At 68.9% G+C, this 26273-nt stretch carries 27 protein-coding genes; 11 read left to right on the top strand and 16 right to left on the bottom strand.

Annotation, left to right across the window (positions count from 1 at the left end; all coding sequences use genetic code 11):
• Positions 1-11: 11 nt before the first annotated feature.
• The 5 genes from HQQ85_RS02350 to HQQ85_RS02330 form a co-directional block, all read right to left on the bottom strand.
• Positions 12-1256, bottom strand: coding sequence for an RNA polymerase sigma factor (locus HQQ85_RS02350; protein WP_371741793.1), 1245 nt, complete (start codon positions 1254-1256; stop codon positions 12-14).
• A gap of 100 nt (positions 1257-1356) precedes the next feature.
• Complete coding sequence (locus HQQ85_RS02345) at positions 1357-1764, bottom strand: YciI family protein (protein WP_173180895.1); 408 nt, start codon at positions 1762-1764, stop codon at positions 1357-1359.
• A gap of 120 nt (positions 1765-1884) precedes the next feature.
• On the bottom strand, positions 1885-2685 hold the full coding sequence (locus tag HQQ85_RS02340) for a siderophore-interacting protein (protein ID WP_173180894.1): 801 nt from the start codon (positions 2683-2685) through the stop codon (positions 1885-1887).
• Between the two features lie 45 nt (positions 2686-2730).
• The gene (locus tag HQQ85_RS02335; protein ID WP_173180893.1) at positions 2731-3453 is read right to left on the bottom strand and encodes a hypothetical protein; all 723 of its coding nucleotides are present in this window, start codon (positions 3451-3453) and stop codon (positions 2731-2733) included.
• 71 nt (positions 3454-3524) lie between these two features.
• Entirely contained in the window at positions 3525-3827 is a 303-nt protein-coding gene (locus tag HQQ85_RS02330; protein WP_173180892.1) for a hypothetical protein, read from the bottom strand.
• Positions 3828-4012: 185 nt separating this feature from the next.
• Between HQQ85_RS02330 and HQQ85_RS02325 the strand changes: the two genes are divergently transcribed.
• On the top strand, positions 4013-4456 hold the full coding sequence (locus tag HQQ85_RS02325; protein WP_173180891.1) for a nitroreductase family deazaflavin-dependent oxidoreductase: 444 nt from the start codon (positions 4013-4015) through the stop codon (positions 4454-4456).
• Between the two features lie 3 nt (positions 4457-4459).
• Here HQQ85_RS02325 and dhaM read toward each other — a convergent pair whose 3' ends face one another.
• From dhaM to dhaK, 3 genes are read right to left on the bottom strand one after another with little or no spacing between them, the layout of a single operon-like run.
• Positions 4460-5197 carry a dihydroxyacetone kinase phosphoryl donor subunit DhaM gene (dhaM, locus tag HQQ85_RS02320; protein WP_173180890.1) on the bottom strand — a complete coding sequence of 246 codons (738 nt, stop codon included), beginning with the start codon at positions 5195-5197 and terminating at the stop codon, positions 4460-4462.
• A complete protein-coding gene (gene dhaL, locus HQQ85_RS02315; protein WP_173180889.1) occupies positions 5197-5856 on the bottom strand; it encodes a dihydroxyacetone kinase subunit DhaL in 660 nt (219 codons plus the stop codon). The genes dhaM and dhaL overlap by 1 nt, the downstream gene beginning before the upstream one ends.
• A 4-nt stretch (positions 5857-5860) precedes the next feature.
• Entirely contained in the window at positions 5861-6862 is a 1002-nt protein-coding gene (gene dhaK / locus HQQ85_RS02310) for a dihydroxyacetone kinase subunit DhaK (protein WP_173180888.1), read from the bottom strand.
• Between the two features lie 231 nt (positions 6863-7093).
• Here dhaK and HQQ85_RS02305 point away from each other — a divergent pair, with 231 nt between their 5' ends.
• Complete coding sequence (locus HQQ85_RS02305; protein WP_371741729.1) at positions 7094-7864, top strand: MIP/aquaporin family protein; 771 nt, start codon at positions 7094-7096, stop codon at positions 7862-7864.
• Positions 7865-7976: 112 nt separating this feature from the next.
• On the top strand, positions 7977-9491 hold the full coding sequence (glpK, locus tag HQQ85_RS02300; protein ID WP_173180886.1) for a glycerol kinase GlpK: 1515 nt from the start codon (positions 7977-7979) through the stop codon (positions 9489-9491).
• 13 nt (positions 9492-9504) lie between these two features.
• Here the strand turns inward: glpK and trpD are convergent, their stop codons facing one another.
• Positions 9505-10557 (bottom strand): anthranilate phosphoribosyltransferase, encoded by a 1053-nt coding sequence (trpD, locus tag HQQ85_RS02295; RefSeq protein ID WP_173180885.1) that lies wholly within the window; start codon positions 10555-10557, stop codon positions 9505-9507.
• 141 nt (positions 10558-10698) lie between these two features.
• Between trpD and HQQ85_RS02290 the strand changes: the two genes are divergently transcribed.
• From HQQ85_RS02290 to HQQ85_RS02260, 7 genes are all read left to right on the top strand, one after another.
• Complete coding sequence (locus HQQ85_RS02290; protein WP_370545181.1) at positions 10699-11289, top strand: heme-copper oxidase subunit III; 591 nt, start codon at positions 10699-10701, stop codon at positions 11287-11289.
• A gap of 57 nt (positions 11290-11346) precedes the next feature.
• Positions 11347-12141 (top strand): c-type cytochrome, encoded by a 795-nt coding sequence (locus tag HQQ85_RS02285; RefSeq protein WP_173180883.1) that lies wholly within the window; start codon positions 11347-11349, stop codon positions 12139-12141.
• Between the two features lie 48 nt (positions 12142-12189).
• Complete coding sequence (locus HQQ85_RS02280; protein ID WP_173180882.1) at positions 12190-13260, top strand: ubiquinol-cytochrome c reductase iron-sulfur subunit; 1071 nt, start codon at positions 12190-12192, stop codon at positions 13258-13260.
• Positions 13257-14960 carry a ubiquinol-cytochrome c reductase cytochrome b subunit gene (locus HQQ85_RS02275; protein WP_173180881.1) on the top strand — a complete coding sequence of 568 codons (1704 nt, stop codon included), beginning with the start codon at positions 13257-13259 and terminating at the stop codon, positions 14958-14960. Before HQQ85_RS02280 ends, HQQ85_RS02275 begins: the two co-directional genes overlap by 4 nt.
• A 146-nt stretch (positions 14961-15106) precedes the next feature.
• Positions 15107-16414, top strand: coding sequence for a cell wall-binding repeat-containing protein (locus HQQ85_RS02270; RefSeq protein WP_173180880.1), 1308 nt, complete (start codon positions 15107-15109; stop codon positions 16412-16414).
• Positions 16415-16542: 128 nt separating this feature from the next.
• Complete coding sequence (locus HQQ85_RS20720; protein ID WP_216851406.1) at positions 16543-16794, top strand: hypothetical protein; 252 nt, start codon at positions 16543-16545, stop codon at positions 16792-16794.
• A gap of 137 nt (positions 16795-16931) precedes the next feature.
• The gene (locus HQQ85_RS02260; protein WP_173180879.1) at positions 16932-18272 is read left to right on the top strand and encodes a cell wall-binding repeat-containing protein; all 1341 of its coding nucleotides are present in this window, start codon (positions 16932-16934) and stop codon (positions 18270-18272) included.
• A 591-nt stretch (positions 18273-18863) separates the two neighbouring features.
• On the opposite strand, the gene HQQ85_RS02255 is transcribed toward HQQ85_RS02260, so the two are convergent.
• The 5 genes from HQQ85_RS02255 to HQQ85_RS02235 all read right to left on the bottom strand — a co-directional run bounded on the left by HQQ85_RS02255 (position 18864) and on the right by HQQ85_RS02235 (position 23982).
• A complete protein-coding gene (locus HQQ85_RS02255; RefSeq protein ID WP_173180878.1) occupies positions 18864-19283 on the bottom strand; it encodes a cytochrome c oxidase subunit 4 in 420 nt (139 codons plus the stop codon).
• A 4-nt stretch (positions 19284-19287) separates the two neighbouring features.
• On the bottom strand, positions 19288-21036 hold the full coding sequence (gene ctaD, locus HQQ85_RS02250) for a cytochrome c oxidase subunit I (protein WP_254069084.1): 1749 nt from the start codon (positions 21034-21036) through the stop codon (positions 19288-19290).
• 9 nt (positions 21037-21045) lie between these two features.
• Complete coding sequence (gene coxB / locus HQQ85_RS02245) at positions 21046-21918, bottom strand: cytochrome c oxidase subunit II (RefSeq protein WP_271206570.1); 873 nt, start codon at positions 21916-21918, stop codon at positions 21046-21048.
• Between the two features lie 185 nt (positions 21919-22103).
• A complete protein-coding gene (gene erpA, locus HQQ85_RS02240) occupies positions 22104-22469 on the bottom strand; it encodes an iron-sulfur cluster insertion protein ErpA (protein ID WP_173180876.1) in 366 nt (121 codons plus the stop codon).
• 61 nt (positions 22470-22530) lie between these two features.
• On the bottom strand, positions 22531-23982 hold the full coding sequence (locus tag HQQ85_RS02235) for a dipeptidase (protein ID WP_173180875.1): 1452 nt from the start codon (positions 23980-23982) through the stop codon (positions 22531-22533).
• 36 nt (positions 23983-24018) lie between these two features.
• Between HQQ85_RS02235 and HQQ85_RS02230 the strand changes: the two genes are divergently transcribed.
• Positions 24019-24597 carry a DUF3043 domain-containing protein gene (locus HQQ85_RS02230; protein WP_173180874.1) on the top strand — a complete coding sequence of 193 codons (579 nt, stop codon included), beginning with the start codon at positions 24019-24021 and terminating at the stop codon, positions 24595-24597.
• 37 nt (positions 24598-24634) lie between these two features.
• On the opposite strand, the gene HQQ85_RS02225 is transcribed toward HQQ85_RS02230, so the two are convergent.
• Together HQQ85_RS02225 and nrdR are read right to left on the bottom strand one after the other, a co-directional pair.
• Positions 24635-25666 (bottom strand): quinone-dependent dihydroorotate dehydrogenase, encoded by a 1032-nt coding sequence (locus HQQ85_RS02225; protein WP_173180873.1) that lies wholly within the window; start codon positions 25664-25666, stop codon positions 24635-24637.
• Positions 25663-26154, bottom strand: coding sequence for a transcriptional regulator NrdR (gene nrdR, locus HQQ85_RS02220; protein ID WP_173180872.1), 492 nt, complete (start codon positions 26152-26154; stop codon positions 25663-25665). The genes HQQ85_RS02225 and nrdR overlap by 4 nt, the downstream gene beginning before the upstream one ends.
• Positions 26155-26273 lie beyond the last annotated feature (119 nt).

The raw sequence follows: 26273 nt of genomic DNA, 5'->3' as shown, positions 1-26273 counted from the left end.
ACCGCGGCCTGTCACGCGCTCGGCAGCGCCGCGGCCTTCCCGAGCAGCACCGCCCGCGCCCGCTCGTTGGCCACGAGCCCCGCCGCCGTCACGAGCTCCGACCGCGCCTCGTCCGCCCGGCCGAGCTGCGCGAGCAGCTCCCCGCGCACGCTCGGCACGAGGTACGAGCCGGCCAGCGCCCCCGTCGCGGCCAGCTCGTCGACGAGCCGCAGGGCCGAGGCCGGACCCACCGCCATCGATACGGCCACCGCCTTGTTCAGCTCGACGACGGGATTCGGCGCCACCGCGCCGAGCGCGTCGTAGAGCAGCACGATCCGCTCCCAGTCGGTGTCCGCCACGTCGGCCGCCACCGCGTGGCACTCCGCGATCGCCGCCTGAAGCGCGTACGGCCCCCGTCCCCGCCCCCGCCGCCGGGCGGTCTCGTCGGCACGGGCGAGCGACGCTCGGCCGCGGACGAGCTGCGCCCGGTCCCAGCGCCGCCGGTCCTGATCGGCGAGCAGCACCGGGCTCCCGTCGGCGGCCGTACGCGCCGGGAACCGCGCCGCCTGCAGCTCCATCAGCGCGACCAGCGCGTGCACCTCGGGCTCCCGCGGCACGAGACCGGCGAGCACCCGGCCGAGTCGCAGGGCCTCGTTCGCGAGCTCGGGCCGCATCCACCGCTCGCCCGAGGTCGCCGAGTACCCCTCGGTGAAGACGAGGTAGAGCACCGCGAGCACCGCTCCGAGCCGGGCGGGCCACTCGGCGGGCTCGGGGCTCTCGAACGGCACCCGCGCCGCGGCGAGGGTCTTCTTCGCCCGCACGATCCGCTGCTGCACGGTCGCGACCGGCAGGAGGAACAGCCGGGCGATCTCCTCGCTCGTCAGCCCGCCCACGACCCGCAGGGTGAGGGCCACCTGCGCCTCACGCCCGAGCACCGGGTGGCAGGCGATGAACACCAGCCGGAGCACCTCGTCGCGGACCAGGTCACCGGCATGAGCATCCGACCCCTCAGAAAGCTTGGGAGCATGACCGGCGGCCAGCTCGCCGGCCAGCGCCGCGTACCGCTCGTCCAGGCCGCTCCCCCGCCGCAGCGCGTCGACCGCCCGCCGCTTGGCGACAGCGGTCAGCCAGGCGGCGGGGTTCCGCGGCTCGCCGTCGACCGGCCACTGCACGAGCGCCTGGGCGAGGGCCTCCTGCGCGGCGTCCTCGGCCAGGCCGAAGTCGCCGAAGGCGCGGGCGAGCCCTGCGGTGATGCGCGCCCCCTCGATGCGCCACACGGCCTCGACCGCCCGGCGAGCCGCCGCCTCGGCCTCAGCGGCGCCGGCAGCGGCACCGGCACCGGCACCGGCAGCCAAAGCCGAAGCCGCCGCCGCCGGATCAGCCACGCCACTCCTTCTCCTTCTGAATGAACTCGTTGTCCGCGAAGTCGGCGAAGTCGCTCTCGTCGGTGATCCGCCGCACCTCGAGCTTCGACCCGGCCCCGAGCGGCGCCCGCTTGGCCCACTCCAGCGCCTCCTCCTTCGAGGCCACCTGCACGATCCAGAAGCCGTTGAACAGCTCGTGCACCTCGCCGTAGGGCCCGTCGGTCACGGTCGGCGTCTCGCCCGAGAAGTCGACGACGAAGCCCTCCTTCGCGTCCGACAGCCCGTCGCCGCCGATCAGCACGCCCGCGGCGACCATCGACTCGTTGTAGGCGCCCATCGCGTTGATGATCGCCTCGAAGTCGAGGTCCTTCGACGCCTCGAGGGCCTCGGCGGTGGTGCGCATGATGAGCATGTACTTCATGGTGTTCTCCTTCGTGGGTGTCGTCGAGAGGCGCGTCGGTGCACCTCCTACTATCGCGTCGAACGGCGCCGCGCGATATCGACATCGCCCCGAAAAAAGATCAGCGGATGCTCGCGCCGCTCACCTCCCGCCCCGCTTCCAGTACCCGCAGAACGTCACGGCCGCCTTGGGCAGCCCCCGCTCCGCGACCAGGTGCCGGCGCACCCCGGTCGCCACGGCGGACTCTCCGACGGCGAACGCCGCCACCCGCCCCTCGAGCGCCGGCAGCTCCCGCACGGCCGGCAGCGCCGCCGAACCCGGAGCGGCCTCGGCCGACCTCGTCACCCACTGCACCCGCACACCCTCCGGCGCCGACACCGGCTGCCGGTCACGCTCGTCGAACAGCTCGATCACGGCGTGCCCGGTCGCGTCCCGCGGCAGGTCGCGCAGGATGCCCGCCACCGCCGGCAGCCCGCTCTCGTCGCCGACGAGCAGCACGCTGTCGTGCGGCGCGGGCGACCAGCCGCAGCCCTGGTCGATGAAGGCGACCTCGGCCAGCGCAGACCCGGGCTCGACGGCACTCGCCCAGGGGCCCGCGACGCCGGCGTCGCCGTGCACCACGAAGTCGACGTCGAGCTCGGCCGGCTCGGCGCGGTACGCCCGCACCGTGTAGTTGCGGATGACGGGCCGCGTGCCCTTGGGCAGAGCGAGGTACTTCAGATAGCCGCCCATCCCGAAGGTGTCGGGCAGGCGCTCGAACCGCGTCCGGTCGTCGACCGGCACCGCCAGCCGGAACCACTGGTCGAAGCCGCGGAACCGGAACCGGTCGAGGTCTCCCCCGCCGAAAGTGACCCGCTGCATGTGCGGCGTCACCCGCTCCGACCGCACGACCGCGGTGCGGACGAGCCCCGACTCGGCGTGCGTGACGGCGATGTTGCTCATGATCCTCCCCCTTTACTTAGGTGACCCTAAGCTACCGCAGCCGGGTCAGGGGCGGAGGGCGCGGCGCAGGGCGGCACTGCCGAGCAGCGTCACGTCGTCGGCCGGCCGCGCGACGACGGCCAGCTCGCGCGCGCCGTCGAGCAGCGGATGCCCGGGTGCCAGCACCGCGGCCCCCCTGGCCACCGCCGAGCCCACGAGGCTCCGCAGCTCGCGGGGCGAGACGTCGCCCGCGGCGTCGGCGGGATCGAGCCAGAGCAGTTCGTCCTCGCGGAGCTCGCCGAGCAGCTCGAACGGGGGCCGCGCCGCCAGCGTGACGTCGCGGTCGCCGAGCAGGCGGGCGAGCATCCGGAGACCCGTCTCGTCGATCGGGACGGCGTCACGGCCGTACTCGACGGGAACTGCGCCGGGATCGGCGGCGTCGCGCGTCACGACACGGGGCTGGTCGCCCCGGGCATCCGGTCTCGCTGTGCCCCGCAGGTAGACGTAGCGGGCCGCGCGCTCGGCGGGAGACAGCGAGGAGACCGAGGCGGGGTCGAGATCGCGATCGCGCACGCCCGCGAAGAAGGCGGGCGAGTGCCGTTCCTCCAGCCACCGCAGTGTGCGGATGAGTGCGTCGACGTCGTCGCGCACCACCTGCCAGACCTCGACCACGGCCGGGTTCTGGCCGAAGAGCGTGGCCGCGGCCTCGGGACGCGCGGTCAGCACCGCGATCGCGGTCGCCCCGCCGTCGAGGAAGGGCTCGGCGTAGCCGTCGAGCATCTCGGGCACGGGCTCCAGCGCGAAGCCGGCCAGGCGGCGTGCCGAGGCGCTCTCGAGGAACGGCGCCGGTGGCCGACGACTCAGCGGCGCGGCTCGTCGAAGTAGGAGAAGCCGATGGCGTTGCGCTCGCGCGCCGCCTCGGCCCGCTCCTCACGCAGACGCTCGGAGCGCTCGCGACGCTCCTTCAGCACCTCGGGGTCGACGTCGAGCTTGCGCACGGTGACGCCGCCCTTGGACGCCGGGCTGGTCTTCGCCGTCTTGGACGCCGGCCGGGTGCTCGATCCGGCGGACGAGCCGCCACGCACCGGAGTGGTCGGGGTGACGCCCGTGCCACGGCACCGCTCGTTCAGCTTGTTCTCGTGCTGGATGAGGGTCTGCGACACGAAGCCCACCGCCACAGACTTACCGCAGACCGGGCATTTCGCTGTCGCACCGCTTGCCATCAGTTGATCAGATCCTCTCGAACGTTCATCGTTCCCCCGTTGTCCCCGTCCTCTATGGTCGCACGGAACGCGCCCATCCTCACCCCCGAGGCCCTCGACGGGGTCGACCGACGTACGATCGTGACATGCCTCTTATCGGAGAATACGAACCGGGAACCAGCGACTGGGCGCGTCAGCAGCTCGAGACCTACGAGGGCTCGGGCGGCACGAAGGGCACGACCCTCCGCGGCATGCCCGTCATCATCCTCACCACCGTCGGTGCGAAGTCGGGGAAGCTCCGCAAGACGCCGCTGATGCGGGTCGAGCACGACGGGGAGTACGCCGTGGTCGCCTCCCTCGGCGGGGCACCGAAGCATCCGGTCTGGTACTTCAACATCGTCAAGGAGCCCCATGTCGAGCTCCAGGACCGCACCGAGAAGCACGACTACCTCGCCCGCGAGGTCACGGGCGAGGAGAAGGCGGTGTGGTGGCAGCGCGCGGTCGAGGCGTACCCCGACTACGCCGACTACCAGACGAAGACCGACCGCGAGATCCCGCTGTTCGTGCTCAGCCGGATGGACGAGGACTAGCGGCTACTCCTCGCCGAACCCCGACTCGACCAGGTCGGCCAGGGCGTTCACGGCCTCGGCCCCCTCGGGGTCGGCGCTCGCGATCTCGACGCTGGCGCCCTTCACGAGGCCCATCGACATGATGCCGAGCAGGCTCTTGGCGTCCTTGCCGTTCACCGTCACCTTCTGCCCGAAGGTGCTGGCGAGCTTCACGAACTCCGCGGCCGGCCGCGCGTGCAGCCCGTCGCGGTTGACGATGGTCACCGTGCGCGACGGGGTTCCGGATGCGGTGGCCGGCTCCTCGAAGACCGGCACCGCCGCGTTCGCCCCGGCCCCCGCATCGCTCTCGCGCCCGGCTTCGCCGATAGGCCCGGCCGCCGACCGCGCGGCCGCTTCGACCTCGTCGAGCGTCGCCCCCGATTCGGCGGCGACCGCCGCGGCGACTCCGCCCTCCACGAGCGGGGCGTCGACGATTCGCACGCGCGCCTGCACGTCCTCGTCGAGGAAGTCGAGCGCGGTCTCGGCGGTGAGGATCGCGGAGCCGAGGTCGCAGAGCACCGCGACCCCGTGACCGGAGTCAGCCTCGGTGACGGCGGCGCTGACCTTGTCGAAACTGGTGCCGATTCCGCCGTCGTCGGTGCCGCCCGCGGCGACCAGGCTGGTCGAGCCGGCCATCTGGGCCGCCAGCTCGACGAGCCCCTCGGCGATCTTCGCGCTGTGCGAGACGAAGACGACGCCGACCTTGCCGGGAGTGCCCGCCATCAGGCGGCTCCCCCGGTGCTGCCGGCAGCCGCGTCGGCCGCGGCGCGGAGGATCAGCGACGACGACTGCGCGCCCGGGTCGCGGTGCCCGATCGCCCGCTCGCCGAGGTAGCTCGCGCGGCCCTTCCGGGCCACCAGCGGCTCGGTCGCCTCGGCGCCCTTCTCGGCGGCATCGGCGGCGGCGGCCAGGATCTCTGCCGGCGACCGCCCGTCGGCCTCGGCGGCGGCGGCCGCGTCGACCGCCGGGGTCCACGCGTCGATCATCGTCTTGTCGCCGCTCTCGGCCTTGCCGCGCAGCACGACGCCGTCGCGGGCCGCGGTGAGGAAGGCCACCACGGCCGCACCGTCGAGCTGCTCGTCCTTGCCCACGGCGGCCGCACCCTTGAGGTACGCGGTGCCGAGGAGCGGCCCCGAGGCGCCGCCGACCGTCGAGATCAGCGTGGTGGCGACGAGCTTCAGGGCGTCGCCCGGAACCGCGTCGTCGGCCAGTGTGTCGAGCTTCGCGATCACGGCGGTGAAGCCGCGGTCGAGGTTCTCGCCGTGGTCGCCGTCGCCGATCTCGCGGTCGAGCGTCACGAGCTCCACCCGGTGGTCGTGGATCACCTGCGCCGTGCGCCGGATCCAGTCCGTCGTCCAGTCGATGCCGAGAGCGTCAGCCATTCCTCTACCTTCCCCAGCGCAGTGCAGCCGTCTGCACCGGTGCGTCCCACAGTCCGGTCAGTTCCTCGTCGAGCTTCAGCACGCTGATCGACACGCCCTGCATCTCGAGCGACGTCACGAAGTTGCCCACGAGGGAGCGGGTCACCGTGATGCCCTTCTCAGCCAACACCTCCGCCGCGTGCTTGAACACGATGTAGAGCTCGACCTGCGGCGTGCCGCCCATGCCGTTCACGAGCAACAGCACCTCGTCGCCCGAGGCGAACGGCAGGTCCTCCAGGATGGGCCCGAGCAGGCGGTCGACGATCGCGTCGGCCGGCTCCAGCTTGATCCGCTCCCGGCCCGGCTCGCCGTGGATGCCGATGCCGATCTCGATCTCGTCGTCGGCGAGCACGAAGCTCGGCTCGCCCGCGTGCGGCACCACGCAGGGCGTCAGCGCGACGCCCATGGTGCGCACCTGGGCGTTGACCTTCGTGGCGACGGCGGCCACCGCGTCGAGGTCGTCGCCGCGCTCGGCGGCGGCCCCGGCGATCTTCTCCACCAGCACGGTGCCCGCGACGCCGCGTCGGCCGGCGGTGTAGAGCGAGTCCTTCACGGCGACGTCGTCGTCGACGATCACGGTGCGCACCTCGATGTCCTCGGCGGAGGCCAGGTCGGCGGCGGTCTCGAAGTTCAGCACGTCCCCGGTGTAGTTCTTCACGATGTGCAGCACGCCCTTGCCCGCGTCGACGGCCTTCGTCGCTGCCAGGATCGGGTCGGGGGTCGGGGAGGTGAAGACCGGTCCGGGAACGGCGGCATCGAGCATCCCGAAGCCCACGAAGCCGCCGTGCAGGGGCTCGTGCCCGCTGCCGCCTCCCGAGACCAGGCCGACCTTGCCGGCGACCGGAGCGTCTTTGCGCGCGATGTAGATGGGGTCGTGCGAGACGGTGACGAGGTCGCTGTGCGCGGCCCCGAAGCCGACGACCGCCTCGTCGACGACGTTCTTCGGATCGTTGATGAGCTTCTTCATTGAAATTCCCTCCGGTCACCGTTCGTCGGTGCGACGGGAGCCAGCGCCTGGCCGTCCGAGACGAATCTACGCCGTCGGCCGCGGGCACCGGTAGGTGCAGGACTGTCGGCGCCCGGGGCCGACACGGCGCGATCGGGCATGTACCTGGCAACTTCCTGGGGATACTGTTGGCTCAATCCGTTCACCCCGGAGGCCGCAGTCGGCGGCCGCTCAGTGCGAAGGAAGGTCATCGTGGACAATCTCGGTATCGATTTCTTGTCGGAGCTGGTGGGCACGGCGATGCTCGTGCTCCTCGGCTGCGGCGTCGTCGCGAACGTCGCCCTGGTGCGCACCAAGGGCTTCAACGGCGGATTCCTGATGGTGAACATCGGCTGGGGCCTCGCGGTCTTCGCCGGTGTGATCGTCTCGTACGCCTCAGGCGCCCACCTCAACCCCGCCGTGACGCTCGGCCTGCTGGCCAACGGCGCCACCTCGTTCGGTTCGGAGGCCACCGCGGTCGACGTGAACTTCCTGTCGGTCATCGCCTACATCGGCGCTCAGCTGATCGGTGCGATCATCGGCGCGGTGTTCGTCTGGCTGGCCTACAAGCAGCACTTCGACGAGGAGCCCGAGGCGGCCAACAAGCTCGGCGTGTTCTCGACCGGCCCTGCGATCCGCTCCTACGGCTGGAACCTCGTCACCGAGATCATCGGCACCTTCGTGCTGGTCTTCGTCGTGATCGGCTTCGGCGGCGGACGACAGGGAGACGGCGGCCTCGCGGCCCTCGGCGCCCTGCCCGTGGCGCTGCTCGTGATCGGCATCGGCGCCTCGCTCGGTGGCCCGACCGGCTACGCCATCAACCCGGCCCGTGACCTCGGCCCGCGCATCGCACACGCCCTGCTGCCCATCAAGGGCAAGGGCACGAGCGACTGGTCGTACGCGTGGGTGCCGGTCGTCGGACCGATCATCGGCGGTGTGCTCGCGGGCCTTCTGGCCATCCCCCTCCTGCCGATCCTCACCTAGCACCCAGCGGGCCGGTCCACGATGACGTGGACCGGCCCGCTCTCTCTTCCCGGCACCATCCCCGCCGATCCGGCGGAGGGCGTCAGCAGTCGTCTCACACAAAGGAGTTGTCATGACGGACTACATCATCGCGATCGACCAGGGCACGACGAGCACGAGGGCGATCGTCTTCGACCACTCGGGCTCAATCGTCTCCACCGGCCAGCTCGAGCACGACCAGATCTTCCCGAAGGCGGGTTGGGTCGAGCACGACCCGAAGCAGATCTGGGACAACACCCGCGAGGTGATCGGCCAGGCGCTCTCCAAGGCCAACATCACCCGGCACAACGTGAAGGCCGTCGGCATCACGAACCAGCGCGAGACCGCGGTCGTCTGGGACAAGAACACGGGCGAGCCCGTCTACAACGCCATCGTCTGGCAGGACACCCGCACCCAGGCGATCGTCGACCGCCTGTCGGAGGACGGCGGCGCCGAGCGCTTCAAGGACACCGTGGGCCTGCCCCTGTCGACCTACTTCGCCGGCACGAAGATCGTCTGGATCCTTGAGAACGTCGAGGGTGCACGCGAGCGCGCCGAAGCCGGAGACCTCCTCTTCGGCACCACCGACACCTGGGTGCTGTGGAACCTCACGGGCGGCGTCGACGGCGGCGTGCACGCGACCGACGTCACGAACGCCTCGCGCACCCTCTTCATGGACCTCGAGACGCTCGAGTGGCGCGACGACATCCTCGAGGTCTTCGGAGTGCCGAAGTCGATGCTACCGGCCATCAAGAGCTCCTCGGAGATCTACGGCACCGTTCACACCTCGTCGCTCCTGCGGGAAGTGCCCGTCGCGGGTATCCTGGGCGACCAGCAGGCCGCCACCTTCGGCCAGGCGGCGTTCGACGCCGGCGAGGCCAAGAACACCTACGGCACCGGCAACTTCCTCATCTTCAACACGGGCACCGAGATCGTGAAGTCCAAGAACGGACTGCTGACGACCCTCGGCTACAAGCTCGGCGACGCCGAACCGCACTACGCGCTCGAGGGCTCGATCGCGGTCACCGGCTCGCTCGTGCAGTGGCTGCGCGACAACCTCGGCCTGATCAAGTCGGCCCCGGAGATCGAGGAGCTCGCCGCCACGGTCGAGGACAACGGCGGCGCCTACTTCGTGCCGGCGTTCTCGGGCCTGTTCGCGCCCTACTGGCGATCGGATGCGCGGGGCGCCCTCGTGGGTCTGACCCGCTACGTCAACAAGGGCCACATCGCCCGCGCGGCACTCGAGGCCACCGCCTTCCAGACCAAGGAGGTGCTGGACGCGGTCAACGCCGACTCCGGGGTGCCGCTGACCGAGCTGAAGGTCGACGGCGGCATGATCGCCAACAACCTGCTGATGCAGTTCCAGGCGGACATCCTGGACGTGCCCGTCGTGCGACCCGTCGTCGCCGAGACCACCGCGCTCGGAGCGGCCTACGCGGCCGGCCTCGCGGTGGGCTACTGGGCCGACCTCGACGAGCTGCGCGCGAACTGGCAGGAGGACTCGCGCTGGACGCCCGACCTCGACTCGGCCGAGCGCGACCGGCTGTACCGCAACTGGAAGAAGGCCGTCACGAAGACCATGGACTGGGTCGACGAGGACGTGCAGTAGCCGTTCGGATCACCTACGCGCGGGTGGCCGCGATCCAGTCGTCGAGCTTCTGGGTAGCGGCCCCCGTGTCGATGGCGGTGGCTGCGATGGCCATCTTCTCCTCGAGGCGCTCCACCATGGCCCGGTCGACCTCCGCCGGGTCGGACGCCAGCTCGAACGCCACGAGCCCGGCCGCGGCGTTCAGCAGCACCATGTCGCGCACCGGCCCGGAGTCACCGGCGAGGGTGCGGCGCACGATCTCGGCGTTGTGCTCGGCGTCGCCGCCGCGCAGCTCGTCGATGGTCGAGGTGCGGATGCCCAGGTCGCGCGGGTTGAGGTCGTGCTCCTTGACCGACCCGCGTGAGACCTCCCAGATGTGGCTGTGGCCCGTCGTGGTCAGCTCGTCGAGCCCGTCGTCGCCGCGGAAGACCAGCGCCGTCGCGCCGCGGGTCTGGAACACGCCGGTGATCAGCGGCACCCGGTCGAGGTGGGCGACGCCGACCGCGGAGGCCTCGGCGCGGGCGGGGTTGCAGAGCGGGCCGAGGAAGTTGAACACCGTGGGCACGCCGAGCTCGGCCCGGACGGCCCCCGCGTTCTTGAAGCCGGGGTGGAACTTCGCCGCGTAGGCGAAGGAGATGCCGGTCTCCAGCAGCACGGCGGCCACGCGCTCGGGCTCGAGCTCGAGGTCGATGCCGAGGGCCCGCAGCACGTCGGAGGAGCCGGAGAGCGAACTCGCCGCCTTGTTGCCGTGCTTGATCACGGGGACACCGCTCGCCGCCGCCACGATGGACGCCATGGTCGAGACGTTGACCGTGCCGTAGCTGTCGCCGCCGGTGCCGACGATGTCGAGCGCGAAGGGATCGACATCCAGCGGGAGGGCGTGGTCGAGGATCGCGTCGCGGAAGCCGACGATCTCGTCGACCGTCTCGCCCTTGGCCCGGAGCGCCACCAGGAAACCGGCCAGCTGCGCCTCGGTCACCTCTCCCAGCATGATCCTGTCCATCGACCAGGTGGCCTGGGAGATCGACAGATCCCGCCCGGTCAGGAGTCGCGCGATCATCGAGGGCCAGGTGAGCGTTTCAGCCATGGGAGCGATCCTACGGGCCGCTCCGAACGGGACACGCCGGTGGTCGGCCCCAATGGTGCGCCGAATGCAAAACCACGCCCCGATATCGGACATAATGGAACAGTGACGAGCAGCTCATTGACCCATTCTCAGAGTGCCCCTGTGGTCCAGCGCCCCAACACCGTGGCGGTGGGCACCATCGTGTGGCTCGGCAGCGAGGTCATGTTCTTCGCGGGCCTCTTCGCCATCTACTTCACGCTGCGCTCCACGAACCCGGGTGCCTGGGCCGAGCAGGCCGGCGTGCTGAACGTGCCCTTCGCGGCCGTCAACACGATCATCCTCGTCATCTCGTCGTTCTGGTGCCAGTTCGCCGTCTGGGCCGCCGAGCGCGGCCAGGTCAAGCGCACCAGCTGGGCCCCGAAGGACTGGGGCCTGACCGAGTGGCTCTTCCTCACCTACGCCTTCGGCGCCGTCTTCGTCAGCGGTCAGGTGCTCGAGTACGCGACCCTCGTCTCCGAGGGCATCACCATCGACGGCAATGCCTACGGCTCGGCCTTCTACCTCACCACCGGCTTCCACGCCCTGCACGTCACCGGCGGCCTCATCGCGATGCTGCTCATGCTCGGCCGCGTGTTCGCGGTCAAGAACTTCGGTCACAAGGAGGCGACGTCGATCATCGTCGTCTCGTACTACTGGCACTTCGTCGACGTGGTCTGGATCGGCCTCTTCTTCGTCATCTACGTGCTGAAGTAGCGCTCCACCCCGATCAACCCGATGCAGCACCCGCAGTACCGAAAGAGAGTTGAGAGAATGGCCCGCAGGAGCAGGAAAGCAAACAGACGCCACCCCCTGGCGACTGTGCTGCTGATCGCTATCGGCCTCGTCGTCACGGGCGGCGGCTACGCCGCGTTCAGCAGCACCACCGCTGCGACCGCCGAGACGGACATGTCGAGCCAGCAGGTCATCGACGAGGGCGAGAAGCTCTTCGCCTCGAACTGCGCCACCTGCCACGGCATGAGCCTGCAGGGCACCGACGACGGCCCGAGCCTGATCGGCGTCGGCGCCGCCTCGGTCAACTTCCAGGTCGGCACCGGCCGCATGCCGCTCGCGATGCAGGGCCCGCAGGCCATGCAGAAGCCCGTGCAGTTCACCGACGAGCAGACGGCCGCGATGGCCGCCTACGTCGCCTCCATCTCCCCCGGCCCGGCCATCCCCGACGCCAGCCTCCTGCAGGCCGACGGCGACGCCGCGAACGGCGGCGAGCTGTTCCGCATCAACTGCGCCATGTGCCACAACGTCGCCGGCGCCGGCGGTGCGCTCACCGAGGGCAAGTACGCCCCCGAGCTCACCGGCGTGCTCGCCACGCACATCTACGAGGCCATGCTCACCGGCCCGCAGAACATGCCCGTCTTCAACGACGACAACCTCACGCCCGAGGACAAGCGCGACATCATCACCTACCTGAAGTACGTCGAGAACAACCCGTCGCCCGGTGGCTTCGAGCTCGGCAACCTCGGCCCGGTCGCCGAGGGCCTCTTCGCCTGGATCTTCGGCCTCGGCGCGATCATCGGACTGATGGTCTGGCTGACCGCCAAGTCCAACTGATCCGCGTGACCACAGCAATCACCAGCAGCAGCTCGAAAGGGATACACAATGGCACATGACGAGGTGAGCGGCATCGACTCAGCCGCCTCCGATTCGTCGGCCGTCGAGACGAGTCATCGCACTTCGGCGGGTACAGCGGTCATTGGCTCCGACGTGGAGAACCCGGGAGAGCCGCCGCACCGCGCGCGCGTCACCGATCTCGACCCGGCGAAGGCGAAGCACGCCGACCGCACGGTCTACACCCTGTTCTACCTCTCGATCGCGGGCAGCATCTTCGCCCTCGCGGCCTACATGGCCTTCCCGATCGAAGACGGCGACCCCGTCGCCCTGCGGCTGAACACCCTCTTCATCGGCCTCGGCTCGGCCCTCGCCCTCTTCGGCATCGGCCTCGCCGCCGTGCACTGGGGCAAGGCGCTCATGGTCGACAAGGAGGGCATCGACGTCCGCCACCCCGTGCGCGGCACCGACGAGACGCGTGCCAGGGCCGTCGAGATCTTCGACCAGGCCGACAAGGAGTCGGGCTTCGGACGACGCACCCTCATCCGGAACAGCCTGATCGGCGCCATCATCGCCTTCCCGCTGCCCGGTCTCGTGCTCTTCCGGGGCCTCGGTCCGCAGGATCAGGACCCGGTGGAGCTGCTCAGCCACACCATGTGGAAGAAGGGCTCGCGGCTCACGCTCGACCCGAGCGGCATCCCGGTGAAGGCGTCCGACATCACCATCGGATCGGTGTTCCACATCATCCCCGAGGGCCTGAACGAGCGCGAAGACCTGCTCGAGCAGAAGGCCAAGGCCGCGGTGCTGCTCATGCGCCTCGACCCGGCCGACCTGAACATCAGCCCGGAGCGCGAGGGCTGGTCGTACGACGGCATCGTCGCGTACTCCAAGATCTGCACGCACGTCGGATGCCCGGTGGCACTCTACGAGCAGCAGACCCATCACCTCCTCTGCCCCTGCCACCAGTCGACCTTCGACGTGGTGAACGAGGCCAAGGTGATCTTCGGGCCGGCCAAGCGGCCGCTGCCCCAGCTGCCCATCGAGGTCGACTCGGAGGGCTACCTCGTGGCGCAGAGCGACTTCCACGAGCCCGTCGGACCTAGCTTCTGGGAGCGTTCATGACCAGCACGATCGAGAGGACCGAGGCCGCAGAGGCCCCGGCGACTCCGAAGAAGGGCGGCGGCATCACCGGCGCCGCCGCGAACTACCTCGACGAGCGCACGAGCATCTCGGCGGTCGTCAAGGAGTTCGGCCGCAAGATCTTCCCCGACCACTGGTCGTTCATGCTCGGCGAGGTCGCGCTCTACAGCTTCGTCGTCATCATCCTGTCGGGTACCTTCCTGACGTTCTTCTTCCAGGCCTCGATGGTCGAGACGCACTACGACGGCGCGTTCGTGCCGCTCAAGGGCGTCGAGATGTCGGCCGCCATGGACTCGGCGCTGCACATCTCGTTCGACGTGCGCGGTGGCCTCCTGGTGCGTCAGATCCACCACTGGGCCGCTCTGCTGTTCATCGCCTCCATCGGCCTGCACATGCTGCGCGTGTTCTTCACGGGCGCGTTCCGCAAGCCTCGCGAGCTGAACTGGATGATCGGCTTCGTGCTGTTCGTCCTCGCCATGGCCGAGGGCTTCACCGGGTACTCGCTCCCCGACGACCTGCTCTCGGGCAACGGCCTCCGCATCATCGACGGCCTGATCAAGGGCATCCCGTTCATCGGCACCTGGACCTCGTTCCTGCTGTTCGGCGGCGAGTTCCCGGGCACCGCGATCGTGGGGCGCCTCTACACGCTGCACATCCTGCTGCTGCCGGCCATCCTGGTCGCCTTCCTGGCCCTGCACCTGGTGTTCGTGGTCGTGCACAAGCACACCCAGTTCGCCGGCCCCGGCCGCACCGAGAAGAACGTGATCGGCTACCCGATCCTCCCCGTGTACGCGGCGAAGGCGGGCGGCTTCTTCTTCCTGGTGTTCGGTGTCATCGCCCTGATGGCGTCGTTCTTCACGATCAACCCGATCTGGAACTACGGCCCCTACGACCCCTCCCCCGTCTCGGCCGGTACCCAGCCCGACTGGTACATCGGCTTCGCCGACGGCGCCCTGCGACTCATCCCGCCGGGCTGGGAGTTCGTCTGGCTGAACCACACCTGGTCGATCAACATCCTGGTGCCGGTCGTCGCGCTGGTGCTGCTGCTCCTGTTCGTCGCCATCTACCCGTTCGTCGAGAGCTGGGTCACGGGCGACAAGCGCGAGCACCACATCCTCGACCGCCCGCGGAACGCCCCGACCCGCACGGCCATCGGCGCGGCCGGTGTGACGTTCTACGCGGCGCTCTGGGCGGCGGCCTCGTCCGACCTCATGGCCACCCACTTCCAGCTCTCCATCGAGGGCGTCATCCACGTCGTCCAGGCGTGGGCGGTGCTCGGCCCGTTCGTGGCGTACTTCATCACGAAGCGCGTCTGCATCGGCCTGATGAAGAAGGACCGCGAGATCGTGCTGCACGGCTACGAGTCGGGCCGCATCGTCCGCCTCCCGGGCGGCGAGTACATCGAGGTGCACGAGCAGCTCGACGACTACGAGCGCTGGAAGCTGGTCGACTACGAGTCCTTCGAGCCGATCATGCTGCGCCCGAACGCCAACGGCAAGATCACCCCGGTGATGCGCCTGCGCTCGGCCATGTCGAACTGGTTCTTCGAGGACCGCATCGCCCCGGCCTCCCGCGCCGAGCTCGACGCGGCCCACGGCCACGGCCACGCCCCCGCGGTCGGCACCGGCTCCTCCGCCCGCGGCGAGCTCGAAGACCCCACCGGCGGCAACACGCACCACTGACCGGCTCACAGCCGATCCCGCTGAAGCGCTCGTCCCCCTCGGGGGCGGGCGCTTCGCCATTGGCTGAGTAGCAATTGCTCCTCACACCCTGTGCTTCCTAGGCATCAGTCTGAGATGACCGATATCACCGATCGAAGGACAGACCCGTGAAGATCTCCCCGCACCACCGACCTCGCAGTCGCGGTTCACTCATCGCCTCTCTGACACTCGCGGCCGTCGCCCTTTCGACATCTGCCGGAGCACCGCTCGCCGCCTCGGCGGCCGGTGGCCCGTGGCTGATGTGTCCGCCGGCAATCACCAAGATCGGCGCTGCGGTGCACTTCGAGATTGCAGACAACCATGAGGGATCGGGCTTCGACGCAAGCATCACGGCCGGCACACTCCCCGACGGTCTGACGATTGGCAAGAGCCCTCGTGGGGGTGCGCCGGAAATCACGGGCAATCCCACGAAGGTCGGCACCTTCCCATTCACCATGGAGGCGCGCAACAACGTCGGCAGCTTCAGCAGCAAGGCCTGCACGATCGACATCGTGCCCGCCACTTCGGTCGTGGAGCGGAAAGCCGGCGAAGACCGGTATGACACTGCCAGCCAGATCGCTGGGTATGAGAAGACTCCGCTGGTCTACATTGCGAGCGGCGAGAACTACCCCGATGCTCTGAGCGCAGCCGCCATCGCTGCGGAACGACAAGCTCCCCTTCTGCTGACCACGAAGAAGGAGCTGCCCTATTACATCCGAACCCAGCTCTCCGCCTACCTGAAGCCGGAGAACATCGTCGTCGTAGGTGGCGAAGCCGCCATCTCCGCCGACGTGATCACGGATCTCAACGGCCTGTCCATTCATCCGACTGTCACGCGCATCGCAGGCGTCGATCGTTTCGAGGTGTCACGCAACCTCATCACGCACCCGACCTTCGGAGCACCCTCCTCATCGTCGGTGTTCGTGGCGACCGGGCTAAAATTCCCGGATGCCCTGAGTGCGAGTCCGGCTGCGGCGCGGAATCAGGCTCCGGTGCTGCTCGTGAACGGACTCGCCGCTGGATTGACATCCCAAGAGAAGGCACTGTTGGTGGCCCGAGGGGTGACCAGCAGCACCTTGATCGGCGGCGACGACACAGTCTCGTCCGGAATTGCAGCAGATATCGCGACACTTGGGACCACGGTGACGCGGCTCGACGGTGACGATCGTTTCGCAACTTCAGCGAAGGTCGTGTCCGCAACCTTCACCTCGCCCGTTGATACCGTGTACTTCGCGACCGGCTCCGATTTCCCAGACGCCCTCGCGGGCGGAGTGCTCGCGGGAAGGAACAAGTCCCCCGTGCTGCTGGTCCGCAAGGATTGCGTCACCGCGGAGGTCGCCGCACAGGTTCGCGCTCTGGCGCCGAAGCACCTCGTCCTGCTCGGCGGACCCGCGGTCCTCGACGCGACGCTCGAGAACCTGCCACTATGCAGCTGATGGAGTGAGCAAGGCAAGGAGGAAGGCCCGTGCCCCCCAAGGGGCGCGGGCCTTAGGACCGCGAGATCGTACTGCACGGCTACGAGTCGGGCCGCATCGTCCGCCTCCCGGGCGGCGAGTATATCGAGGTGCACGAGCAGCTCGACGACTACGAGCGCTGGAAGCTGGTCGACTACGAGTCCTTCGAGCCGATCACGCTGCGCCCGAACGCCAACGGCAAGATCACCTCGGTGATGCGCCTGCGCTCGGCCATGTCGAACTGGTTCTTCGAGGACCGAATCGCCCCGGCCCACGGCCACGGCCACGCCCCCGCGGTCGGCACCGGCTCCTCCGCCCGCGGCGAGCTCGAAGACCCGACCGGCGGCAACACGCACCACTGACCGCGCGCGGACTCCCGCCCGCCGCCGCTCCGCCTAGCGCCCGTCCCCTCCCGGGGGCGGGCGCTTCGCGTTGCCCGTCGACTTTGAGTACCAACTGCTCATAACCGTCAGTCCGCTTGCGGCGCGAGCATGGCGTCATGACCCTAAAATCTCACCCTCGCCGCACGGCCAGCCTCCTGGCCTCGACCGTCGGCCTCGCGATTCTTACAGCAGGGGTTGTCGCCGGCCCCGCAGCCGCTGGAACGTCCATTTTCTGCATCCCCGACGGCGCACAAGCAGGGGTGGCGTTCTACAACCAGAGCGCCTACGACGCCGACGTCGGCAGCCCGAAGATCACACTCGTCGGCGGCGCACTCCCTGACGGCGTCTCACTGTTCGACGGAGGTTGGTACACCGACTACGTCGGTGCTCCGAAGACGCCAGGCGCGTACGACTACGTGCTGCAGGGGCAGGAGAAGAACGGCGGCGCGCCGTTCACCGAGGCCTGTCATGTGACGATCGTGGCCGATCTCCAGATCGTTCCTGGGATCACCGTCAGTCGGGTGCAGGGTCCCGATCGTTTCGCCGGATCGGTCGCGGCGTCTCGGGCGATGGTTCCGGGCACGGCGCCTCTCGTCTATCTCGCCAGCGGCGAGAACTTCGCCGACGCTCTGAGCGCCGGCAGCCCGGCTGCTGAACGGCAGGCGCCCCTGCTGCTCGCGACGAAAGCAGGGATCCCCTCAGTGGTCCTCGACGAACTGAAGCGCCTGCAGCCAGCGAACATCGTCCTCATGGGTGGCGAGGCCGCCCTCGGTGCGTCGGTTGAAGCTCAGTTGGCAGGTCTGCCCAGTCCCCCGGCTGTCACCCGCATCGGCGGAGCCGACCGCTTCGAGGTCTCGCGGAACCTTCTGACCAATACCTCGTTCGGTCCGACTGACCCGACGAAGATCCTGCTAGCTACCGGTCGGAACTTTCCCGACGCGCTCAGCGCTTCTCCGGCATTCGCACAAGATCGCATCAAAGGTGGTGTGCTGCTGGTCGACGGGGCGCAAGCCTCGCTTTCTGCGGGCGAGACCGCGGTACTCAGCGCCATCAAACCCACGTTCGTCGGCATCATGGGAGGGCCAGCGGCGGTCTCTGAGGGCATCGAGCAGTCAGTCACCGCTTTGACCCCCGTACCTCAGACCCACCGTCTGAACGGGTCAGATCGCTACTTCGTGTCGTCGCGGGTCGCGGAAGAGTACTTCACCCACCCGGGCTTCCCAGAGAGCAACCCCGACACCGTGTATCTGGCAACAGGAGCGAACTACCCGGATGCTCTGTCAGGAGTTCCGCTTGCGAAAGTAACGAACAGCCCGGTACTGCTCTCACGTCAGGACTGCATACCCGCTGATGCGGCATTCCGCATCAATCGTATGAACATCAAGAAGGTCGTGCTCCTCGGAGGCGACGACGTGCTCTCCCCAGACGTCGCCGCACTCACGGTCTGCCGCCCGTAGCGGCCCGTCGCTGGAGCGCCCGTCCCGCCTCGGGACGGGCGCTCTCTCGTCTCGCGGCGCGGGACCGAGCCACTCGAGGCGTGAGTGAACCCGTCCGACTTCCTGGGCCGGGGCCGCTCGGACCCCGCGCACCCTGGAGAGGTGCCACTCGCAAACTCACCGCACCGAAATCCTGCGTCACACTCACAACGGTAGACCCCGCGAAGTCGGCGCTGGGGTAGCGCATCGGTTATGGGCCATACCGGTGCCACCCTCCTCACGTGGTCACCGCCGCGGCATCGCACTCAGCCGGGGCAACCGACAATTCGCCTCCCGCCTTGGAAGCACGTGGCGCAGATTGGCGGCGAGGCTGTCGGCCTCGAATGGTGAACGGCGGGACCAAGACGACCTCGGCAGCTGGCGCACCTGAGCGAAGGCACCGCTACAAGACTCGCGCGGCGCCGGCCCTCACGTACGCAGGCCCGACGCGCTCGTGGCAAGGGCGCCAGGCGTGCGGGCCGGTGACCGCCCAGCCCATCGGCAGATGGAAGGCCGAAGGCCCGCTCCGGGTGGGAGCGGGCCTTTCGGGACGTGCGGGGTGGTGCGGCGGGATCAGCGGGCGAAGTAGCCGCGGTAGTACTCGTAGGTCCAGCCGACCACGGCCACGAGGACGAGGGCGCCGGCGAGGAAGCAGATCCAGAAGCCGACCGCGAGGCCGAGCATGAGGAGCGCGCCGCCACCCGCGAGGATGATGGGCCACCAGCTCCAGGGGCTGTAGAAGCCGATCTCGGGGTCACCGTCGTCGATGTTGGCGTCGAGGCGGTCTTCCGGGAGCTCCGCACCCTGCGCCTTGTGCACGCGGCTCAGGTAGAAGGCGAGGAACGCCGACAGCACCGCCGCGAGGCCGATGCCGACAGTTCCGACCCACTCGAGCTGGCCGTCGTACCAGATGAGCGACCACACGGTGTACGCCACGGCAGCCAGCACCATGAAGACGGTCAGGATCCAGAAGAGGTTGGTATTGGCTCTCATGGGGCTACTTCACCTTGTCGTTCACGATGTCGTACGTGGGTGCATCGGGGGCGTCCTTCGCCGGGCCCACTCCGACCGGGATGCCGGCCTCGGGGTGGTTCAGGTCGAACGCCGGCGACTCCGAACGGATGCGCGGGATCGAGGTGAAGTTGTGCCGCGGCGGCGGGCACGAGGTCGCCCACTCGAGCGAGCGGCCGTAGCCCCACGGGTCGTTCACCGTGACCTTCGGCGCCTTGCGGGCCGTGACGTACACGTTCAGGAAGAACGGGATCATCGAGGCCGCGAGGATGAACGATCCGATGGTGGAGAGCTGGTTCATCCAGGCGAAACCGTCTTCGGGCTGGTAGGTGGCGTACCGTCGCGGCATTCCCATGACGCCCAGCCAGTGCTGGATGAGGAACGTCGTGTGGAAGCCGATGAACAGCAGCCAGAAGTGCCAGTGGCCGAGACGCTCGTTGAGCATCTTGCCGGTCCACTTGGGCCACCAGAAGTAGAAGCCCGAGAACATCGCGAACACCACGGTGCCGAACACCACGTAGTGGAAGTGCGCCACCACGAAGTAGGTGTCGGAGACATGGAAGTCGAGCGGCGGCGACGCCAGGATGACACCGGTGAGGCCACCGAAGGTGAAGGTGATCAGGAAGCCGATCGCCCACACCATGGGGGTCTCGAAGGTCACCGAGCCGCGCCACATGGTGCCGACCCAGTTGAAGATCTTCACACCCGTCGGCACCGCGATGAGCATGGTCATCAGGGCGAAGAACGGCAGCAGCACCGAGCCGGTGACGTACATGTGGTGCGCCCAGACCGTGACCGACAGGGCGGCGATCGAGATCGTCGCGTAGATCAGGGTCTTGTAGCCGAAGATCGGCTTGCGACTGAACACCGGGAACACCTCGGAGACGATGCCGAAGAACGGCAGCGCGATGATGTACACCTCGGGGTGGCCGAAGAACCAGAACAGGTGCTGCCAGAGCAGCACGCCGCCGTTGGCCGCGTCGTAGATGTGGGCTCCGAAGACGCGGTCGGCGCCGAGGGCGAAGAGCGCGGCGGCGAGCACCGGGAAGGCCATCAGCACGAGGATCGACGTCACCAGGATGTTCCAGGTGAAGATGGGCATCCGGAACATGGTCATGCCGGGGGCGCGCATCGTGATGATCGTGGTGATGAAGTTCACGCCACCGAGGATCGTGCCGAAGCCCGAGAGGCCGAGGCCGAAGACCCAGAGGTTTCCGCCGTCACCGGGTGTGAACGTCGTCGACGACAGTGGCGCGTAGGCGAACCAGCCGAACGAGGCGGCGCCCTGGGGGGTGAGGAAGCCGGAGACCGCGATGAGCGAACCGAACAGGAACAGCCAGAAGGCGAAGGCGTTCAGACGCGGGAACGCCACGTCGGGCGCACCGATCTGCAGCGGCATGATCACGTTGGCGAAGCCCGCGAACAGCGGCGTCGCGAACATGAGCAGCATGATCGTGCCGTGCATGGTGAACAGCTGGTTGTACTGGTCCTTCGTCTGCAGCAGCTCGAGACCGGGCTCGAACAGCTGGGCACGGATGACCAGCGCCATCACTCCGCCCAGGCAGAAGAACAGGAACGACGCGATCAGGTACATGTACCCGATGGTCTTGTGGTCGGTGGAGGTGATCCACTTGACCAGGATGTTGCCCTTGCGTCCGACCGACTTGGAGGGGGTCGGAGTGGGCGCCGGGAGAGCTGCGCCGCTCGCGGGCGCAACGTCGACGGTTGCAGTCATGTCGCGTTCCTACTCTTCTTCGTGCGCGGGCTCGCCGATGCCCGGGAGGTTCTGGTTGCGGTCGTACTCGTGACCGAGCTGGCCCTCGTTGCCGGCGGCACGGAGGGTCTCGATGTAGCTGTCGTACTCCTGCTGCGAGACGACCTTGACGTTGAAGAGCATCATCGAGTGGTACTCGCCGCACAGCTCGGCGCACTTGCCGGTGTACGTGCCCTCCTTCTCGGGGGTGACGTACATGTAGTTCGTCTTGCCGGGCAGCATGTCCTTCTTGTAGAGGAAGTCGATGACCCAGAAGGAGTGGATGACGTCGCGCGACTCGAGCTGGATCTCGATCTGCTTGCCCACGGGCAGGTACAGGGTCGGGATCTCGGACTCGACGAGGTTGCCGTTGTCGTCGTCGGGGTCGTCCTGACCCTGGACACCGGCGTAGTAGACGTCGTCGTTCGTGTAGTTGAAGTCCCACGCCCACTGCTTGCCGAACACCTGGATGGTGTAATCGGGCTTCTCGTAGGCCTGCTCGATCGCGCTCTGGTCGCGGGCGGTGAAGGCGAAGAAGCCGAGCACGAGGATGAGAGGCACGACCGTGTAGAAGATCTCGATCGGCATGTTGTAGCGCAGCTGCGCCGGCAGGCCGGTCTGGCCCTTGCGGCGGCGGTAGACCACGATCGCCCAGATGGTGAGGCCCCAGGTGAGCACACCCACGATGAGCAGCACGATCCACGACGTGACCCAGAGGCCGATGACGCGGTCGACGTTGTTCGTGGTGCCGGGCTCGGTGGGAAGCCAGCCTTGGAGCTGGTCCTGCGTGCAGCCGGCGAGGACAACGGACATGAGCGCCGCGATAGGGATCGCGGCCCATCGGAGACGTCGGTTAGAGCGCACCAGAGACCTTTCGGGAAGCTACACCATCAGTGTATTTGACCTTCTCCTAGCCTACTGTGTCGATTTACCGGTCGGAGCCACAGCCACCCCGCATCCGAGGGTGGTAGCGCACGAAAAAAGGGGCCGTCCCGGTGTGGAACGGCCCCTTCTCGGATGCGCGTGGAGCTGCGCTGACGGCGTGGCGACTAGTGGAACGAGTCTCCGCACGCGCAGCTGCCCGAGGCGTTCGGGTTGTCGATCGTGAAGCCCTGCTTCTGAATCGTGTCTTCGAAGTCGATGGTGGCGCCCTCGAGGTAGGGGACGCTCATCTTGTCGACGATGACCTCCACGCCGTCGAAGTCGACCGCCGCGTCGCCGTCGAGCATGCGCTCGTCGAAGTACAGCTGGTAGATCAGGCCCGAGCAGCCACCGGGCTGGACGGCGACGCGCAGACGCAGGTCGTCACGGCCCTCCTGCTCGAGCAGGTTCTTGACCTTGGTGGCGGCGGTGTCGGTGAGACCCACCTTGTGCGCCGGCGCCTCGACGGCAGCCGTCAGGATCGTGTCGCTCATGTGCACTCCTTGTCGATCGGAAGTATGGAGGAAGTCTAACTCCGGAAACCCGGGACCCTGCTCAGGAATTCCCGACGCGCCCGTCGAGTCTCAGCAGCAGCAGCGCCTCGGTCTGGATGGCCCGCTTGAAGACCCCCAGGTGCAGCGACTCGTTGGGGCTGTGCGCCCTGGTGTTCGGGTCTTCGACCCCGGTCACCAGGATCTGCGCCTCGGGGAAGACTCGCGCCAGGTCGGAGATGAACGGGATGGACCCGCCGATGCCCGCCTCGACGGGCTCCGTGCCCCAGGCGTCTCGCATCGCGTCTTTCGCCGCGGTGACGGCCCAGCCCGAGGTGTCGACGAGGAAGGGGTCTCCGGTGTCGACGTCGTCGATGGCGACGTGAGCCCCGAACGGGACGTGGGCGCGGATGTGCCGCTCGATCGCCTCGAAGGCCTGCTGCGCGGGTTGCCCGGGGGCGATGCGGGCGCTGATGCGCACCGAGACGCTCGGGATGAGCGTGTTCGAGGCGTTGGCCACCGAGGGTGCGTCGATGCCCGTGACCGTGACGGTCGGCTTCGCCCACATGCGGGAGAGCACCGAGCCGGTGCCGAGCGGCGTGACGCCGTCGAGGAGGCCGGCGTCGTCGCGCAGGGAGTCTTCGCTGTAGGGCGGCGCGTCGATCTCGCGGCCCTCGAGCCCCGAGACTGCGACCGCGCCTGCGTCGTCGTGGAAGGAGGTGAGCAGGCGCACGGCGGCGACCATCGCATCCGGCGCCGCTCCCCCGAACATGCCCGAGTGCGAGGCGTGCGCGAGCGTCGACACGGTGAGGCGGAAGGTGACGTTGCCCCGGAGGCTGACGGTGAGGGAGGGCGTCTGAACATCCCAGTTGTCGGAGTCGGCCACCACGATGACGTCGGCCGCGAGCTTCTCGCGGTGCGCCTCGAGGAAGTTCGCGAAGGAGCGGGAGCCGAACTCCTCCTCCCCCTCGATGAAGAGCACGAGGCCGAGGTCGAAGTCGGGGCCCGCGACCTCGGTGAGCGCGCGGATGGCGGACAGGTGCGACTCCACGCCCGCCTTGTCGTCGGCGGCGCCGCGGCCGTAGAGCCGGTCGCCGCGGACGGTCGGCTCGAACGGCGGCGACTCCCACTCCTCGTCGCGCCCGGGGGGCTGAACGTCGTGGTGCGCGTAGAGCAGCACGGTGGGCCGCCCGTTGCGGGCCGCGCGGGTGGCGAGCACCGCCGGCTGGCCGAGCTCGCCCGGCTGCCCGTCGGCACCGGTCATGGGAGCACGGAGGATCTCGACCGACTCGAAGACGCCGAGCTCGCGAGCGTGGCCCGCGACGGCCTCGGCGCTGGCGGCCACGTGGGCCGGGTCGAACGCCGCCCACGACACCGAGGGGATGCGCACCAGCGCACTCAGTTCGGCGATGCTCGCGGGGAGCGCGAGCTGCACGGCCTCGACGAGAGCGGCCTCACGGTCGGTGAGACCAGCAGGAGCATTCTGAGGCAACGAGGAGTCTGGAGCGTCTGTCATGAAGGTAATCTTAAGAGACCGACGAACGAGGACACCGTGGCCAGAAAAAGCAGTGCAGCAGAACCCGTGATCGAGGCTCCTGTGGAGGAGCAGACCGGAACGGGCAAGGGGCACGCGACGCCGACCCGCAAGGAGCGCGAAGCAGCCAACAAGCGCCCTCTGGTTCCCAACGACCGCAAAGAGGCGACGAAAGACGCCCGCCGCCGCCAGCAGGAGCTGCGCGAGCGCGCTCGCGTCGGCATGGCGAACGGCGACGAGAAGTACCTGCCTCTCCGCGACAAGGGCCCCCAGCGCCGCTACGTGCGCGACTACATCGACGCCCGCTTCAACCTCGGCGAGTTCATCATCCCGGCGATGTTCGTCGTGATCCTGCTGACGCTCGTGCCCGCGCCCGAGCTGCAGGCCGGCGTCATGCTCGGCCTCTACGCCTTCGTGCTGATCGTGATCGCGGACTGCGTGTTCGTGAACTTCCGCTTGATGAAGAAGCTCCGCGTGAAGTTCGGCGCCGAAAACGTCGAGCGCGGCCTCCGCTGGTACGCGACGATGCGTGCCCTGCAGTTCCGTCGCCTGCGCCTGCCGAAGCCGCAGGTCAAGCGCGGCGAGTTCCCCAAGTAGGCGAACCCGCCCGCCGACGGCGGACTGTGGGTGCGGACTAGGCCCGCGACAGACCGCGGTTGATCTCTCGCGCCCAGAGCGGCCCGCGGTAGAGGAACGCCGTGTACCCCTGCACGAGCGTCGCCCCGGCGTCGAGCCGCGCCCGCACGTCGGCCGCGGTCTCCACTCCCCCGACCGAGATGACGCACATCGTCGAGGGCACGACCGAGCGGATGCTCCGCAGCACCTCGAGCGACCGCGCCGCCAACGGCGCCCCCGACAGCCCGCCCGCCCCGGCGGCCTCCACGACCGACGCCGGCGTGCGGAGCCCCTCGCGGGAGATGGTCGTATTGGTGGCGATGATGCCGTCGAGCCCGAGTTCGACCGCGAGCGACGCGATCTTCGCCACCTCGTCATCGGTCAGGTCGGGCGCGATCTTGACGAGGAGCGGTGTCGAGCCCGCCTCGCCCTTGACCGCCGCGAGCAGCGGCCGCAACCGGTCGAGCTCCTGCAGCCCGCGGAGGCCGGGCGTGTTCGGCGAGCTGACGTTCACGACCAGGTAGTCGGCCATCGGCGCCAGCGCCCGGGTGCTCTCTAGGTAGTCGTCGACCGCGTCGTCGACGTCGACGACCCGGCTCTTGCCGATGTTGACCCCGATGACGGGTCGCGGATGCTCGGCCGAGCGCACCCGCGCCAGCCGCAGCGCGGCCGAGGCCGCCCCGTGGTTGTTGAAGCCCATGCGGTTCACCACGGCACGGTCGGCGATCAGCCGGAACAGCCGCGGCTTCGGGTTGCCGGGCTGCGCCCGCGAGGTGATGGTGCCGACCTCGACGTGGCCGAAGCCGAGGGCGCCGAAGCCCCGGATGCCCTTCGCGTCCTTGTCGAACCCGGCCGCGAGGCCGAAGGGGGTGGGGAATCGGAGGCCGAGAGCCGTGACCGAGATGTCGGACGTCGGCCGGGTGAAGCGCGCGACCAGCTTCTCGAGGCCGATCCGCGGGATGCCCTCGATGACCGAGAAGGCGAGGTGGTGCGCCGCCTCCGGATCCATCTTCGACAGCACGTGCCGGAAGAGCAGGCCGTAGGCGCTCACTCGGCCGTGCGAGCGGTGTCGCCTCCGGCCGCGGCGGCCTGCTCGTGCTCGACGCGGAGCAGCGTGATGGCCGCCTCGAAGTCATCGAGTGAGTCGAAGCCCTGGTAGACGCTGGCGAAGCGGAGGTAGGCCACCTCGTCGAGTTCGCGAAGCGGCTGCAGGATGGCGAGGCCGATGTCGTTCGCCTCGATTTGCGCTGCTCCGCTCAGGCGCACCGTCTCCTCGACGCGCTGCGCGAGCACCGCGAGGTCGCTGTCGGTGACCGGGCGGCCCTGGCAGGCCTTGCGCACGCCGCTGACGATCTTCTCGCGGCTGAACGGCTCGACCACGCCGGAGCGCTTGATGACGTTGAGCGAGGCCGTCTCGGTGGTGCTGAAGCGGCGACCGCAGTCGGGGCACTGGCGTCGGCGGCGGATGGCGAGGCCGTCGTCGGTGGTGCGCGAGTCGACGACGCGGGAGTCGGGGTAGCGGCAGTAAGGGCAGAACATGGCCCCTCCAGGGTACCGGCTCGCACGGGTATCCCGGCCGCGCCGCACACGCCTGGGGAGAACACCGCCGCCCCGCGGCACGGTGCAGGACCAGAGCAGTGCCGGACCAGAGCAGTGCC

This window comes from Herbiconiux sp. VKM Ac-2851, assembly GCF_013205105.1.
Lineage (GTDB): Bacteria > Actinomycetota > Actinomycetes > Actinomycetales > Microbacteriaceae > Herbiconiux > Herbiconiux flava.
This window is presented reverse-complemented; position numbering and strand designations above follow the sequence as displayed.

Excerpts from the sequence above, each read along its gene's own strand:
- HQQ85_RS02345 (WP_173180895.1), bottom strand. The coding sequence starts at position 1,764 with ATGAAGTACATGCTCATCATGCGCACCACCGCCGAGGCCCTCGAGGCG.
- HQQ85_RS02340 (WP_173180894.1), bottom strand. The coding sequence starts at position 2,685 with ATGAGCAACATCGCCGTCACGCACGCCGAGTCGGGGCTCGTCCGCACC.
- HQQ85_RS02325 (WP_173180891.1), top strand. The coding sequence starts at position 4,013 with ATGCCTCTTATCGGAGAATACGAACCGGGAACCAGCGACTGGGCGCGT.
- dhaM (WP_173180890.1), bottom strand. The coding sequence starts at position 5,197 with ATGGCGGGCACTCCCGGCAAGGTCGGCGTCGTCTTCGTCTCGCACAGC.
- dhaL (WP_173180889.1), bottom strand. The coding sequence starts at position 5,856 with ATGGCTGACGCTCTCGGCATCGACTGGACGACGGACTGGATCCGGCGC.
- dhaK (WP_173180888.1), bottom strand. The coding sequence starts at position 6,862 with ATGAAGAAGCTCATCAACGATCCGAAGAACGTCGTCGACGAGGCGGTC.
- glpK (WP_173180886.1), top strand. The coding sequence starts at position 7,977 with ATGACGGACTACATCATCGCGATCGACCAGGGCACGACGAGCACGAGG.
- trpD (WP_173180885.1), bottom strand. The coding sequence starts at position 10,557 with ATGGCTGAAACGCTCACCTGGCCCTCGATGATCGCGCGACTCCTGACC.
- HQQ85_RS02285 (WP_173180883.1), top strand. The coding sequence starts at position 11,347 with ATGGCCCGCAGGAGCAGGAAAGCAAACAGACGCCACCCCCTGGCGACT.
- HQQ85_RS02280 (WP_173180882.1), top strand. The coding sequence starts at position 12,190 with ATGGCACATGACGAGGTGAGCGGCATCGACTCAGCCGCCTCCGATTCG.
- HQQ85_RS02275 (WP_173180881.1), top strand. The coding sequence starts at position 13,257 with ATGACCAGCACGATCGAGAGGACCGAGGCCGCAGAGGCCCCGGCGACT.
- HQQ85_RS02260 (WP_173180879.1), top strand. The coding sequence starts at position 16,932 with ATGACCCTAAAATCTCACCCTCGCCGCACGGCCAGCCTCCTGGCCTCG.
- HQQ85_RS02255 (WP_173180878.1), bottom strand. The coding sequence starts at position 19,283 with ATGAGAGCCAATACCAACCTCTTCTGGATCCTGACCGTCTTCATGGTG.
- ctaD (WP_254069084.1), bottom strand. The coding sequence starts at position 21,036 with ATGACTGCAACCGTCGACGTTGCGCCCGCGAGCGGCGCAGCTCTCCCG.
- erpA (WP_173180876.1), bottom strand. The coding sequence starts at position 22,469 with ATGAGCGACACGATCCTGACGGCTGCCGTCGAGGCGCCGGCGCACAAG.
- HQQ85_RS02235 (WP_173180875.1), bottom strand. The coding sequence starts at position 23,982 with ATGACAGACGCTCCAGACTCCTCGTTGCCTCAGAATGCTCCTGCTGGT.
- nrdR (WP_173180872.1), bottom strand. The coding sequence starts at position 26,154 with ATGTTCTGCCCTTACTGCCGCTACCCCGACTCCCGCGTCGTCGACTCG.